The sequence below is a fragment of the Streptococcus tangpeifui genome, from assembly GCF_044503215.1.
GTDB classification, from domain to species: domain Bacteria; phylum Bacillota; class Bacilli; order Lactobacillales; family Streptococcaceae; genus Streptococcus; species Streptococcus tangpeifui.
On record NZ_CP172427.1, the window covers coordinates 1,040,795 to 1,055,594 of the forward strand.

Consider the following 14,800-nt stretch of genomic DNA (forward strand, 5'->3'; position numbering starts at 1 on the left):
CTGATGAAAATCGGTTTATCTATTGGCATTATCCTATCATCTTTGGTCTGAGCTTTGTAACGGTGGCTCTTGGATTTTTGGGCAATGCAAAAGCTCATAATTGTTTTGCTGTCACACTGTTTTACCTCGGTGTCTTTTCACTATTGCTAGGAATCTATCAGTTGAAATCAGTGAACAAGCCAAGTCATCGGTTTACACGGAAACTCGTTATCAGATGCTCAGTGACTTGGCTGATGGGCCTTATCTTGAGTTGTCTTTTCCTAGCCAGCAGTTCTATTTTAATGGTAATTGGTGCTATAGTGACTGGTTTCCTAGCAATTATAGCTGTGCAGTTTAACTTAAAAAATCGGCCAAATCCATGAGTTAAAAATCACAAACGCGTGAGTCCTATATCGGTGCGGTTTAAAACCGAGAAATAACACCATCTCGTTTGAGGTGGTGTTATTTTGTGTATGTATAGATGCAAAAAGTTGGAGGTTTATAAACCATCAATTTTTTAGCATTAATCCTCTTCAATAAAGTTGTATCCAATAACTTTTGCCAGAGCAAAGATAATAAAGAAAGTAATCATGGCGCTGACAGCGACGTCCGATAGGAAGTGTGCTTGTACACGCACACGTGAGAGCGCCATCAGAAAACCGTAAGCTAAGCAAATATAAGTTACGATCTTTTGGCCTTTGATATTCTCACGGCTAACAAGAAACGGGAAGAACATGGCACTCATCCCAGCTAGTGTGTGTCCTGATGGGAAAGAACGATGACCGTTTACCCCATTGATTTGCCACCAGTTGGTAAAGTGAGCCCCATCGACATGACCAAAGACTTCGTAAGGGCGAAAGCGTCCCCACGTTTCTTTCATGGTATCGATGATACTTTCAGATAAGAAATGAAAGGCAATTCCCATGATGGCGACTGAAATTAGATAGTGCAGAGCTTTTGGATCTTTTTTGGCTAGCCATTTGAATTGAATGAAAGTTCCCAATGCCCAAATGACCAAGCTGACACTGTATTTCAAACTTATAGGGTAGCTAATGGCACTGCCAGTATCATTGTTAGCAGTAGCGATTGGGAGTCCTTTATCAATATTGGCCATGGTAGAGTATCCATAGTAAAGCCAGTCATCAACCATGTGGAGAATGGCCCAGAATGATAGGAGTAATCCTGCCAGTGTCAGGATAAGTTTAAGTCCTGTGGATCGACTTCGCTGATAGCCTGCAAAACCTAAGATATTAGCTGATAAGAAGAGGACTAAAGGTTCAGGAAACATCCCAAAGTTTTGAAAAAGTGTTCCAAAGATGGAATCTTGGCTACTAAAGTTCTGGGAAATCTGCTGGTCAAAAAGACTAGCCAATATAAGGAAAAAGATAGCACTAACATAAGTTATGGTTAACAAACGTTTGTCGTGACGATTAAGTGTAAACATATCAAACCTCGTTTCAATTGTGATGACTACATTCTATCAATCAATTTCAATGTTCTTATCAAATTCCTGTAAAATCATTGAAAATTGTACTTCCGCTGATTTTACAAAAACTTTACAAAACTATGGGGATAGATTTGATAATTGGGACTTAGAATAAGACTTGTCAAAATAAGAAATAAGGAGAATTTTACAGATGAAAAAAATTACTCGTCTCTCACTCATTGCCTTAGCTGGATTGACTGGTCTTAGTATACTAACAGCTTGTGGCGGTTCTAAATCAGGTTCTAATAATCAACCCATTAATATCATTACCCGTGAAGATGGTTCAGGAACACGCAGTGCCTTCATTGAACTTTTCGGTATTGAAGAAAAAAGCAGCGATGGTAAAAAGGTTGACCATACAACTCAACAAGCCACGGTTACTAACTCTACAGCAGTTATGCTGACCACTGTAGCCGATGATAAGAATGCTATCGGTTATGCTTCACTTGGTTCTGTCAATAACAAGGTCAAGGTTCTCAAAGTCGATGGAACCAAGGCTAGTGCTAAGGCTGTTAAGGATGGCAGTTATAAGATTTCTCGTCCATTTAATATCGTCACTAAAGATAATATCAACAGCCAATCCAAGGACTTTATCAATTATATCCTGAGTGAAGAAGGGCAAAAGATTGTCGAAGATAATGGCTACATCTCGGATTCCAATACAGGTGCTTACAAGTCTCAGGCTCAGAGTGGTAAGATCGTCATTGCTGGCTCAAGCTCGGTCACTCCAGTTATGGAAAAACTCAAGGAAGCCTATGTCAAAGAAAATCCGAATGTGACCATCGAGATTCAGCAAAGCGACTCAACAACAGGGGTAACCAGTGCCATTGATGAAACTTGTGATATCGGTATGGCCTCACGTGAACTGGATAAGTCTGAAACTGACAAGGGGGTCAAATCACAAGCTATTGCCCTTGACGGTATTGCTATTATCGTCAATAAAAATAACAAACTTAACAATATTACAAGTGACCAAGTTAAAGCTATCTACACCGGTAAGACCAGCACTTGGGGTGCACTTGATAAATAAGGAGTCTTAAATGGCCCAAACAAAAGAAAAAGTGATGCAAGCGGTCTTCTTTCTGACTGCCTGCATTTCTGTGTTATCGGTTTTATTAATTTGTATCTTCCTCTTTGCCAATGGAATTCCAGCTATCACTAAAATTGGTTTTGGAAACTTCATCTTTGGCAAGATTTGGCAGCCAGCTAATAATAGCTATGGTATTTTTCCTATGATTATCGGCTCTATCTATGTGACTGCTGGAGCCTTACTCCTTGGAGTCCCTATTGGGATCTTGAGTGCTATTTATATGGCTAAGTTTTGTCCGGATAAGATCTATAAGCCACTCAAGATGGCCATTAATCTCATGGCAGGGATTCCATCGGTTGTCTATGGTTTCTTTGGCCTAGTAGTCTTGGTTCCCTTCGTCAGAGAACAGACCTTGAGTATGGGAACAGGCGTGCTAACAGCATCAGTCTTGCTGGGCTTGATGATATTACCGACCATTATTACGGTGTCAGAGTCAGCGATAGAGGCGGTACCAGAGTCCTATTATGAAGGGGGCTTAGCGCTTGGGGCTTCTCATGAACGCAGTATCTTCTTTATCGTAGTCCCGGCAGCTAAGCGTAGTATTCTCGCTGCGGTTATTTTAGGTTTGGGACGGGCTATTGGTGAGACTATGGCAGTGATTATGGTAGCGGGAAATCAGGCTGTTATCCCGACATCTGTCACCTCTGGGGTCAGAACCTTGACGACTAATATCGTCATGGAAATGGGCTATTCGACTGGACTTCACCGTGAAGCTCTCATTGGGACAGCTGTGGTATTGTTCGTGTTTGTATTGTTGATCAATGTCAGCTTCTCGCTGATGCGTAAAGAGGAGTGAGTATGAAGCCAGTAAGAATATCAAAAAAGATGAAGGAGAAGTGGTTGTGTTATAAGGAAGATCCGATTTCTCTTATCCTAGCAGTTTTGGTCCACCTTGGAATCGTTTTAACGACACTCTCTATTTTGACTATTGTAGGATATGTTTTGATTAAAGGAATTCCTAATATCACACCTGAGCTCTTTTCCATGACCTATACAACGAAAAATGTCAGTCTCATGCCGGCTATGATTAATACAGTCTTTATGACCTTTTTAGCTCTCATTTTTGCTGTACCGGTGGCTGTTGGGGCTTCAATTTACCTGACAGAATATGCTAGACGAGACAATCCTTTTGTAGCAGTTATACGAATTGCGACGGAAACTTTGGCAGGAATTCCATCTATTATCTATGGTTTGTTCGGTGCCCTCTTTTTTGTTAAGTATGCCCACATGGGCCTCTCGCTCTTATCTGGAGCAGTTACGCTTGCTATCATGGTTCTCCCCGTAGTGATGCGGACGACCGAAGAAGCGCTCTTATCTGTACCCGATGGCTATCGTGAGGGAAGTTTTGCTCTTGGCGTCGGCAAACTTCGGACCATTTTTCAGATTGTTCTGCCTAGCGCAATGGCAGGTATCTTTTCAGGCATTATCCTAGCTATTGGCCGTATTGTCGGGGAATCAGCTGCTCTGATTTTCACAGCTGGTACGGTCGCAGAAGTGGCCAAGAGCCTCTTTAGTTCTAGCCGTACCTTAGCGGTCCATATGTATGCCATTTCCGGAGAAGGTCTCTATATCAACCAGACCTATGCTACAGCTGTAATTTTGCTGGTTTTGGTAATTGTCATCAATTTACTATCAGAGTTTGTTGCTAAGCAACTAGAAAGAAAGATCAATGGGGAATAAATTAGAAATCAATCAATTAAACCTCTACTACGGTGAGCATCATGCCCTAAAAAATATTAATCTGGCTATTGCTGAGAAAGAAATTACCGCTTTTATCGGACCTTCTGGTTGTGGAAAGTCCACTCTTCTCAAAAGCCTCAACCGTATGAATGACTTGGTCATAAATTGTCGGATTAAAGGTTTGGTGACCTTGGATGGGCAAGATATCTATAAGGATGTAGATACGAATATTCTGCGCAAAAAGATCGGTATGGTCTTTCAAAAGCCGAATCCATTTCCAAAGAGCATCTATGATAATATCGCTTTTGGTCCTCGTTCGCATGGGATTCATAACAAAGCTAAGCTAGATGAAATCGTAGAGCGCTCTTTGCGCCAAGCGGCTATCTGGGACGAAGTCAAGGACTGGCTTAATAAGTCGGCTCTGGGACTTTCTGGTGGACAGCAGCAACGTCTATGCATTGCAAGAGCCCTTGCCATTAAACCAGAAATTCTGCTTATGGATGAGCCGACTAGTGCTTTGGACCCTGTATCGACTGCCAAAATTGAAGAATTGGTTCTGGAGTTGAAGAAGAACTACACCATCGTCATGGTCACTCATAATATGCAGCAGGCAGTGCGGGTGTCAGATAAGACAGCTTTCTTCTTATCTGGTGAGTTGGTTGAATATGGCAAAACCAGCCAACTTTTTTCAGTCCCTAAAGATAAACGCACCGAAGACTACATTACAGGGAGGTTTGGTTAATGCGTAGTAAATTTGATCATCAGTTGAATGACCTAGATAAGGATCTCAGTATTATGGGGTCCCTCTGTGAAGAAGCTATTACCCTGTCATTAGATATCCTGAAAGACGATGAGTTTCACTTAGCTGAACAAGTATCTGAGACAGCTAGGCGTATCGATCATTTAGAGCGAGATATTGAGTCTCAGTGCCTGAAACTCTTGTTGCGGCAGCAACCGGTGGCTAAGGACCTGCGCCGTATCTCGGCTGCTCTTAAGATGGTTTACGATATGAAGCGTATTGGTGCTCAGTCTGGTGAAATGGCATCCATCATGTCGCAAAAGCACATTGTTTCAGGACCAGAAGTAGAGCTCCTTGAAGATATGACCAAGCGAGTGAGTACAATGGTGACAGCTAGTATCGATGCCTTTGTCGAAGAGGATGTGGAGAAAGCTCAAAAAGTTATTCAAGACGACGAGAAAGTCAACCAACAATTTGATACAATAAAGAAAAAACTCATCACCTACTTTTCTCAGCCGAATGCAGATGGGGAGTACGCTGTGGATCTCTTAATGGTGGCTAAGTATGTCGAGCGTATCGGTGATCATACGGTGAATATTGCCAAGTGGGTGCTCTACTCAATTACAGGACAGTTAGATGGAGATAGTGCATGATTTATTGCGTGGAAGATGATGATGACATTCGTGAACTGGTTGTCTATAGTTTGCAGACAGCAGGATTTGATGCCAAAGGGTTTGAGAGCAGTGCTCCATTTTGGGCAGCTCTTAAACTGCAGCAGCCTCAGCTCATTCTATTAGATATCATGATGTTAGATGAGGATGGGCTTAGTATTCTCAAGAAGCTAAAAGAAAAATCGTCAACCAAGGATATTCCAGTTATCATGTCGACGGCCAAAGGGACGGAGTTTGATAAAGTTAAAGGCTTGGACTTGGGAGCAGATGACTATTTGGTTAAGCCTTTTGGCATGATGGAAATGATTTCTCGCATCAAAGCAGTGCTGCGTCGGAGTCAGCCAAGGATAAGTAAGCTCAAGCTGGGGGCTATCAGTCTTGATAGTGAGCAGCATTTGGTAACAGTAGATGATCAGCGTCTGACCTTGACTCGAAAGGAATTCGACCTCTTAGAGCTTATGATGCGTTATCCAAAACGTGTCTTTTCCCGCCAGGAGCTATTAGATGCGGTCTGGGGAGAGCAAGCGGTTCTTGAGACACGGACAGTTGATGTTCATATTGGAACGCTGCGTACCAAGCTGGGTGAGAGTGGTTCCTCCATCCAGACAGTCCGAGGTATCGGGTATCGGATGGAGGTAGAAGATGACACGTAGGATTTTCAGCGCAACCTTATTGGCCACTCTAGGGGTGTTATTAGCGACTTTACTAATGATTTCAGGTGTGCTCTATCGCTATTTCACTGAAAATCAGTTTGACCAATTGCGCACAGAGACTCGTTTAGTAGCTCAAGGAATCGATTTATCTGGACCGGAGTACTTTGAGCACTTGGATACTTCCTTGATTCGGGTGACTTGGATCGATCAGTCAGGCCAAGTCCTTTATGATAGTGAGACGGATACAGCAAAAATGGGAAATCATGCCAACCGTCAGGAAATCAAAGATGCTCTAGCGCACGGGACTGGAGAAAGTTCCAGATACTCATCAACGCTAACGCAGCGCTCTCTCTATACAGCTAAGCGGTTAGAGAATGGGACAGTGGTTCGTCTATCTGTGACTCAGCATACAATCCTCTTACTCTTGATACGAATGAGTCAACCGATCTTTTTAGTCGTATTGGTAGCCGTATTCTTGTCAGTCTTTTTAGCCCGCAGGACAGCCAATCGTCTGGTAGCACCGATCAATCAACTCAATCTTGAGACCCCCCTTGAGAATGATGCTTATGAAGAGTTATCGCCACTCTTGCGCCGCATTGACCATCACCAGCAAGAAATCAGTCAGCGTGAAAATCTTTTAGCTCAGCGTCAGCAGGAGTTTGACACCATTACCTCGCGGATTAAAGAGGGGATGATCCTCCTCAACAGCAACCGTCAGATTATCAGTATCAATGGAGCAGCTCAGCATCTGTTTGAAACGGATGAGACTAGTATCGGTCGTGATATTATAGATGTTAGCAGGGATTATCAGCTTAATGATTTAGTTGACAAAGGGTTAAATGGTCATAAAGGGGAAGGCTACCTGGAGATGGACCAGGCCGTCTTTCGTGTCTTAGCTAGGCCGGTTGGTGAGTACGACGCGGTGACTGGCGTAGTCCTCTTGCTCTTTGATATTACCGATCAGGTGCAGATCGAGCGGATGCGTCGTGAATTTACAGCTAATGTCTCTCATGAACTCAAAACACCCCTCCATGTCATCTCAGGTTATTCCGAAATGATGGCGAATCGGCTGGTCACGGGAGAGGATGTGCCAAAATTTGCTCAGAAAATCTATCAAGAATCCAAACGAATGATTCAGCTGGTTGAAGACATCATTAATCTCTCCCATTTAGATGAGCGGGAACAAGTGGAAATGTCTTTGGTGGATGTTCACGAAGTGGCAGAAGATGTTATCAAGACTCTCCTGCCTAAGGCTGATGAGCATGAGATTTCTCTCAATCTCATTGGCCAGTCAGCCACGATTAAGGCGAATCCGGCCTTGTTGGAATCCATTATTTACAATCTCTGCGACAATGCTATTACCTATAATCATGATGGCGGCAAGGTGGACATCCGTATCGCTCCCAAGACTAATCAAGTCATCCTAGAAGTGGAAGATAACGGTATTGGTATGTCCGAACAGGACCAGTCGCGCATCTTTGAACGCTTCTACCGCATCGATAAAAGCCGCTCCAAGAAGGTCGGTGGTACAGGACTTGGTCTCTCTATCGTCAAGCATGCCGTACAAATGCATGATGCTCAAATCCTCGTTGACAGCCAAGAAGGTAAGGGAACCAAAATGACTATGATTTTTAAGGCAGTCAAGTAATTCTGGAAGATGCCAAAACTAGGTGAACGGATTAGAGTGTCAGACACTGGTATGGGACAACTAAGGATTTTTGGTTGACTCATGTGATCGTTGTAGCAGGAGCTAGTGAATTTATGAAGCCGTGATAGATACACTCAAGATTTAAACAACGCTCCTGCCAAGAAGAATGGGAATTAATTGAAAAGGCCTGAAAAGGTCTTTTTCTTTTGACATCATATTTGTCAGACAAATTTTTTGTCAGAGTAAATCGATTGTGCTAAACTGATCTCATAAAATCGATTAAAAGCAACTGATTGAAGAGGGGGATGATGTGACTACTAATATACAAAGTAAGGCGGATGAGTTGGTTGGCGCAAAGGAGTCATCTTTATTATTAGGAAATAACCTCTGTTTTTCACTCTATGTGACTTCAAGGGAATTTATCAACCGCTATACACCCTTATTAGCCGAAATTGGCTTGACCTACACCCAATATGTGGTCATGATGGTTTTGTGGGAGGAGCAAGAAGTGATTACCAGGGATCTTCGTGACAGGGTATTTTTGGATAGTGGTACTTTAACACCAGTATTGAAAAAACTTGAAGATAAAGGCTTCATCACTAAAGCCCGTTCAAAGACAGATGCTCGTGATTTGGTGGTTACTATCACTGAGGAAGGACAAGCTCTTAAAACAGCTGCCTTGGCTATTCAGGCAGAAATTGCCAAGGGATTCAAGGGCATGGGTGAGGTGGATGGCCTAATGCAGTCCCTGCAAGAGATGATGGACTTCTTTCAGCAAGAACGTAAAAGAAAGTGAGGTAGTTAGATGAAAATTGTTTATGCCAGTCGTTCAGGGAACGTCGAAAAAATTGTGAATCAGCTTGGTTATGCCGATACCTTAAAAATTGAAAAAGGAAATGAGAGCATTGATGGAGACTATGTGATCTTTACTTACTCGACTGGAAAAGGTCAAACACCTAAACCGGTTGAAGAGTTTTTGAGCCATAATCCCGGTGTTCAGGCAGTCGTTGGCAGTGGTTCTATGGAAAAACATGCTGCAACCTTTAACTATGCGGCTGACAATATCAGTAAGGCTTACGGGGTACCGGTTTTAGCTAAGCTTGATGGTGTGGGCACTGAAGAAGACTTGAAAGCCTTGACTCAAGCCTTGAAGAATCTATAAAAAATTTCGAGTCATTAACAGCCTTGAAAATAGGAGATAAAAATAAGGAGATAAAATTATGGCAATCGTACAAACCGCAGTATTTACAGTAGAAAAAGATTATCAAGAAGAATTTCTTGAAAAAATTAAACGCGATGTAGCGTCACTGAAAGCCTGGGAAGGCAACCTTGCTGCCGAAGGCTGGCAGGGTGAAGTCAAAGACGGAACAGTTGACTTCGTTCTTGTGTCAAAATGGAATAAAAAGGAAGACTTCGAAGCTTGGCTCAACCGTCCTGAGCATGCTCAAAGGCACCAAAAGCCTGAGGTAAAAGAAGTTCGTCAGCATGTTACTCGTAAAGTTAACAGCTATCACGTCTTGGCAGACTAAGTCTGTTTGGTAACAATATGGCATTAATTAGTAAATCGTTGGTGTTCTTGCTCAGCAAAGGAACAAAGAGTAGGACCTAATCAGTAGGGAGTGGGATCAACCTCAAAATTGAGAATTTTGACTCTCACCACGTCCGAGTTTTAAAGTAGTGACCTGAAAGGGTCTTTTGCCAGAGCGTTTTTAACACTGGCTTTGCGAGTTTCATTTCCCAATTAAAAAGATTTCTCAAACCTTTTTAACCTACCCCGCATAGCTCCAAAGGTCCGGTGGACCTTTGGAGGTTGGAAATGAGATGGAGGCTGTTATCACATTCGTTTAAGTTTTCCGCTTTGGCCTTGTGGTAAAAGGAAAACTAGCTAGCAGTGGTTCTTTGAAGCTGGAAAAAAAGTATTCCAGCCTTCTATTTTTGCAGTAATAACAGTTTGACGCAGTGGTTGATTGGAGGTCCTTATCTCGGGGCGCATTCCTATTTTCAGGCGCCCCTTAAACAGTCTAGTGGACTGTTTAACTGCTCCGCAAGTGATAGCTCCAACAGTTTGTTTGGGGAACTGTTGGAGGATATCCAATTCTATGAACGTTAGTTCATGTCAATTCCTAATCAACTGTGCGGAGGTGGGAAGACGAAGTCAATTGACTTCTGTCTCACTCTCTAATGAACTGTGCAGGGGGAAGACTTCTTGGTGTGGCTAACAAGTCTTGCTCCCAACCACTGCGCCAAGAGTGTACTTCAAAACAGGGAGACTGGACAAGTTTTGCCCAACCTCTTGATTTTGTTGTCACTCTCTAATCCAGTAATTGAACTAGAGCAATAGGGAGGAATAATCATGGATTATGATGTAATATTTATTGGAAGCGGGCACGCTAATAATCACGGTGCTAGACTTCTTGCAGCAGCTGGTAAAAAGGTTGCGATGATCGAAGCGGATAAAATTGGTGGTGTTTGTACTAATTATGGCTGTGATGCCAAAATTCTTTTGGATGGGCCATTTGAATATTTAGATGGCCTGCTTAATTATCAGGATTTGGGCCTTAAAGCAGATGTTCAGATTGACTGGACAAAGCTTATGGCTCATAAGCGCCAGACTTTGGCAGGCTTTCAAGTGGCTTCTGCAGCTATGTTTAAGGAACTGGGAGTTGATATTATTCGCGGTCGCGGCAGTATTGAAGACGCTCATACTGTGGCCGTCGGTGATCAGAAATTCTCAGCAGAGTACATTGTCATCGGTACAGGTGCTCGAAATGCTAAGCTTGATATTCCCGGTAAGGAATTAACGAATGGCAGTACAGAATTTCTAGATTTAGACGTTTTACCTGATCACATGATAGTGATTGGAGCAGGTATTATCGGGATGGAATTTGCTTCTATGGCTTTATTAGCTGGGAAGAAAGTGACATTCTTTGAGTATGCTGATCGCCCCCTGCTCGCCTATCCCGAAAAATACGTGAAGAAGATTGTCGACAAATTTAAATCACAAGGTGCCGTATTCCACTTTAACCAAGCAGTATCCTCTGTGGAAGAAGTTGACGGTGGTTTACGGGTGTCCAGTAAGGATGGTATCAGTGCCGTTGGGGATTTTGTTCTTGATGCAACAGGCCGCGTGGCTAATATTGAAAATATTGGTTTAGAAGAGCTTGGTATTGAAGCCAGCCGACGCGGTATTAAGGTAGATAGCTACATGCGTACTGCTGTCCCTAACATCTACGCTTCAGGTGATGTGGTCGATAAAACCATTCCTAAATTGACTCCGACAGCTGAGTTTGAGTCCAATTATATCGGGCGTGATATTCTAAATCCTGAAGGACCTGAAATTGATTATCCCGTCGTGCCAAATCTAGTCTTTACCCTTCCTCGTATCGGACAAGTGGGTGTGACTATTGATGAGGCCGCAGCCAAGTCTGAGCAATACAAATTGGTTGAAATTCCATGGGGCAAGCTAAATGACTGGGTCAACAACCATGAATTAGATTCAGGACTGACCTTGATTTTTGATCGTGAAAATTACTTAGTAGGAGCAGCAGCCATTTCCAGTCAGGTTGGTTCATGGCTCGATTGGTTAACACCGATCATTGAGAAGAAAATGACGGCTAAGGATCTTAACAGTATGATTATGTCCTTCCCAACCCAAACTTATATGCTATGGGCAACATTGACCCCGCTCTTGAAATCAGAATAATGGCATTAAAAACATGGGAGACTCTTTTACTCCTAAGAGAAAAGTAAGGAATGGCTTAGCGATGCTCTGAAAGCTACAACACGGCTGTTAGGGTTATAGGAAGATCATCATATTAATGCTGCAGGCTGAAGATGACCTTTTGGGATATTTAAAAATCCTTTGTCAGTTTAATAGCTGATGGAGGTTTTTTCATGTCTGGACTGCTTTTGACTATGAAGACATTCAGCTGATTTTAACAAACTGTATATTATTGATAGTCAATCTTAGGCTGATACAACCGTAACATTGGGGAAGCATTAATTCAAGCTACCTTTGGTCCCTGCTAAAATGCAGATCTTTATTGATAGAGATAGGTTATATAAGTTAGTAATTTCCTACGGTTCCAATAGCCGGTCTTATATGAAACTTGACTATTTTCAGGCCAAGTAGCTTCTGGGGCAAGGGGAAGTGACCCTCAGCTTACCTTTAAAGGACTAGGTGCTATAAAATTTATCTGACTAATAAATAGTAAAATGGGATTGGAAATGTGTTGGTTCTAGTCTTATTTTTATGATATCGTACGGTAACTTTCAGTGTTTAGTTACAGTCAACACTGTATCAAGTTTCGTGAACTTCCTAAATAACTTGTGAAATGTTAAACTTGATTTATCAGAATAAGGAGGCGCTTTCATTATGAAAAAATTGACAGATACTGTAACTTTTCGCCATGGCGCAAGTATTAAAACGCGGACAGCTCAGTCCCCCATGCTGACTAACAGTGGTTTGGATGAGAAGGTGACACAGGACACCATCGATTATTATGCAGCACGTTCGCAGTCTGCAGGAATGGTCATTGTGGAGTACACCAGCGTTAGTCCCAATGGCGGACCGTCACGCTCATGGGCAAAGGACCGTGAACAATTAGCCATTTACAATGACGATTTTAAACCGGGTTTGACTAAAATTGCTAATGCTCTTAAAAAAGATGGCAACAAAGCGATTTTGCAGTTGGTGCACTCTGGCCGTGAAGCACAGTACCGCCATGTCCTCGGTGGTCGTGTGGAAGTGCCATCTGCTATGGATTTTCCTTGGATTGACTACCCTTTGCATGAGTTGACTGAAGATGAAGTCTGGCAAATTGTCAAAGATTTTGGTGCTGCGACCAAACGTGCCATTGACTGCGGTTTTGACGGTGTTGAAATTCACGGTGCTAACCACTATCTCCATCAGGAATTTTTCTCGGCTTTTTCCAATCTTCGTACAGATTTCTGGGGTGGATCGCTGGACAAACGTATGAATTTTGCTATTGAAGTAGCGCGTGAAGTGTTCAAGGCTGCCGAAGAATTTGCACCTAAAGACTTTATCGTTGGCTACCGTATTAGTCCTGAAGAAATCCATGGCGATAATGTCGGCTATACCTGGCATGAATCACAGCAGCTGGTCAAAAAGTTGACGGAAACCTTTGAGTTTGACTATATTCATCTCTCAACCAATGACTATACGTCGACTCCTGTTGATTCGGATAAGAATTTTGCCCAATTGCTGGGCGAAGGGATTCAAGCACCAACTTTAGAGTTGATTGCCGGCGGTATTCACACTGTTGAAAAAATGGAAGACGCTCTGAACTATGTGGATATTGTATCACTTGGCCGCGCAACGCTGATTGATCCGCAAATCGCTTATAAATTGCAGACCGGTCAGGCAGATAAGATTTTCTTGGAATTCAGCGAAGAATCGGTTAAAAATTCTCATCTGACACCGGGCTTGATTGATCTGCTGGCAAATGCTGAATACTTTGCTATGCCGGGTATTGATTATCTCAAAACCCTATCAACAACCAGCCTTGATGATGTTGTCACCCATGATGGTACACAATAATACTGTTTTTTGGAACTAAATTTAGATTGTCAGCTTTTGAAACAATGGTCTTTGCCGGTTGTTCCAGCTTGGTTTCAGCTGACTGTAAAAACACAAAAAGAGAATGCAGTCAAGCAGCAAAGAATTTGATTTTGGCTGTATTCCCTTTTTAAATCATGGCTTCCAGCCAGTTTTCTCAGAGAGAAAAACAAGAAAACCACCAGCTAGGCTGGTGGCTGATAATAAGGCTTCTAGCTTCCATTTATTTTGTTTCAGCCGCTCTGGTAAAGAACGGCTGTTTTTGTGTTCAGCGTGTTAGACTATTGGTCGGCTTAAGACTGAAAAGATTGAATCTCGGCTGTGATGTCTGCCATTAAATATTGAACCTTGCTTGATAGCATGTGGTTGGGATTAGTCAGCCAACCGAGTTTAAAATTATCATCAATCAGATGTCCGATATCAATGCTGACGAATTCCGAAAAATCAGTACTGCTGGAGAGCTCTTCTTGCAGGGTTCTGCCAAAACAGACAGTATTGAGTTTGCTGATGGCTTCTTTCATAGCCCAAGCATCGTCAACGCGTAGAACAAGCTGTAAGGGGCCGCCTTGAAATTGTAGACGTTCAAACAGGATATCGTGGAAGCGGTCATTAAAAAGGCTAAATTTTTGTGACTTCAAATCCTCCAGTCTAATAGGTCGTTTTAGCTGACTCAACGGATTATCAAGAGAGCAGATGAGCTTTAACTTGGTATCGCAGATAGGTGTAAAGACCAGATGCTGCAGCCAGTCATTGTCACTTTGTTGGACAGCAATAAAACCAGCATCAATTTCCTGACTGTGCAGGCGCCTGATAATGGAGCCTAATTCATGGCAGCTAATGTCCAGTTGAATCTGACTGTACTTTGTGTGGAAATTCCTGGTAAAAGGAGTCATAAAAGGCTTTAATAAGGTATTCATATAATGAATAGTGACTTTTTGATAATCACGAGCAACGATTTGTTTGGCAGTGCTTTCGAGATTATTTTTAAATCGCAGAATATCTGAAATTGAAGCTAGAAGCTGCTTACCTTGTTTAGTCAAGTAAGTTCCCTTGGCTGTTCGTTCAAAAAGTTTGACGCCCAGTTCGTTTTCAAGTTGGGTAATGGCTAAGCTTAGACCGGATTTACTGATATGAAGTGCATCCGCAGCTTTTTGCATGGAATGGTGCTGTGCTAAAATTTCTGCGTAGAGCAGTTGTTCAAACGTCATGGTAAACTCCTTAAAAATAAAAACAGCAATGCTAGGCAAGCAATCATGCTCTTACAACACAGATGATA

14 protein-coding genes are annotated in these 14,800 nt (G+C 42.5%); 12 read left to right on the forward strand and 2 right to left on the reverse strand.

What is annotated here, in order from left to right:
- Window positions 1-502 precede the first annotated feature (502 nt).
- Window positions 503-1,423 (reverse strand): phosphatase PAP2 family protein, encoded by a 921-nt coding sequence (locus tag ACFSN5_RS04865; RefSeq protein WP_165211187.1) that lies wholly within the window; start codon window positions 1,421-1,423, stop codon window positions 503-505.
- A 193-nt stretch (window positions 1,424-1,616) separates the two neighbouring features.
- On the opposite strand from ACFSN5_RS04865, the gene ACFSN5_RS04870 reads away from it, so the two are divergent.
- The 12 genes from ACFSN5_RS04870 to ACFSN5_RS04925 all read left to right on the forward strand — a co-directional run bounded on the left by ACFSN5_RS04870 (window position 1,617) and on the right by ACFSN5_RS04925 (window position 13,506).
- A complete protein-coding gene (locus ACFSN5_RS04870) occupies window positions 1,617-2,495 on the forward strand; it encodes a substrate-binding domain-containing protein (RefSeq protein WP_165211184.1) in 879 nt (292 codons plus the stop codon).
- 10 nt (window positions 2,496-2,505) lie between these two features.
- A complete protein-coding gene (gene pstC / locus ACFSN5_RS04875; RefSeq protein ID WP_165211182.1) occupies window positions 2,506-3,351 on the forward strand; it encodes a phosphate ABC transporter permease subunit PstC in 846 nt (281 codons plus the stop codon).
- 2 nt (window positions 3,352-3,353) lie between these two features.
- Complete coding sequence (pstA, locus tag ACFSN5_RS04880; protein WP_165211179.1) at window positions 3,354-4,235, forward strand: phosphate ABC transporter permease PstA; 882 nt, start codon at window positions 3,354-3,356, stop codon at window positions 4,233-4,235.
- Window positions 4,225-4,977 (forward strand): phosphate ABC transporter ATP-binding protein PstB, encoded by a 753-nt coding sequence (gene pstB / locus ACFSN5_RS04885; RefSeq protein ID WP_165211176.1) that lies wholly within the window; start codon window positions 4,225-4,227, stop codon window positions 4,975-4,977. Before pstA ends, pstB begins: the two co-directional genes overlap by 11 nt.
- The gene (gene phoU / locus ACFSN5_RS04890) at window positions 4,977-5,627 is read left to right on the forward strand and encodes a phosphate signaling complex protein PhoU (RefSeq protein ID WP_165329255.1); all 651 of its coding nucleotides are present in this window, start codon (window positions 4,977-4,979) and stop codon (window positions 5,625-5,627) included. Before pstB ends, phoU begins: the two co-directional genes overlap by 1 nt.
- Window positions 5,624-6,298: a winged helix-turn-helix domain-containing protein gene (locus ACFSN5_RS04895; RefSeq protein WP_165211170.1), complete on the forward strand. Its 675-nt coding sequence runs from the start codon at window positions 5,624-5,626 to the stop codon at window positions 6,296-6,298. The genes phoU and ACFSN5_RS04895 overlap by 4 nt, the downstream gene beginning before the upstream one ends.
- Complete coding sequence (locus ACFSN5_RS04900) at window positions 6,288-7,946, forward strand: sensor histidine kinase (RefSeq protein ID WP_165211167.1); 1,659 nt, start codon at window positions 6,288-6,290, stop codon at window positions 7,944-7,946. The genes ACFSN5_RS04895 and ACFSN5_RS04900 overlap by 11 nt, the downstream gene beginning before the upstream one ends.
- 310 nt (window positions 7,947-8,256) lie before the next feature.
- Window positions 8,257-8,742, forward strand: a complete 486-nt coding sequence (locus ACFSN5_RS04905; RefSeq protein ID WP_241154203.1) for a MarR family winged helix-turn-helix transcriptional regulator — start codon at window positions 8,257-8,259, stop codon at window positions 8,740-8,742.
- A 9-nt stretch (window positions 8,743-8,751) separates the two neighbouring features.
- Window positions 8,752-9,108 (forward strand): class Ib ribonucleoside-diphosphate reductase assembly flavoprotein NrdI, encoded by a 357-nt coding sequence (locus ACFSN5_RS04910; RefSeq protein WP_165211164.1) that lies wholly within the window; start codon window positions 8,752-8,754, stop codon window positions 9,106-9,108.
- 58 nt (window positions 9,109-9,166) lie between these two features.
- On the forward strand, window positions 9,167-9,475 hold the full coding sequence (locus ACFSN5_RS04915; RefSeq protein WP_165211161.1) for an antibiotic biosynthesis monooxygenase family protein: 309 nt from the start codon (window positions 9,167-9,169) through the stop codon (window positions 9,473-9,475).
- Window positions 9,476-10,299: 824 nt separating this feature from the next.
- Entirely contained in the window at window positions 10,300-11,649 is a 1,350-nt protein-coding gene (locus ACFSN5_RS04920) for a dihydrolipoyl dehydrogenase family protein (RefSeq protein ID WP_165211158.1), read from the forward strand.
- A 672-nt stretch (window positions 11,650-12,321) separates the two neighbouring features.
- Entirely contained in the window at window positions 12,322-13,506 is a 1,185-nt protein-coding gene (locus ACFSN5_RS04925) for an NADH-dependent oxidoreductase (protein ID WP_206221352.1), read from the forward strand.
- Window positions 13,507-13,817: 311 nt separating this feature from the next.
- Here the strand turns inward: ACFSN5_RS04925 and ACFSN5_RS04930 are convergent, their stop codons facing one another.
- Window positions 13,818-14,732, reverse strand: coding sequence for a LysR family transcriptional regulator (locus tag ACFSN5_RS04930; RefSeq protein WP_165211155.1), 915 nt, complete (start codon window positions 14,730-14,732; stop codon window positions 13,818-13,820).
- Between the last annotated feature and the right edge of the window lie 68 nt (window positions 14,733-14,800).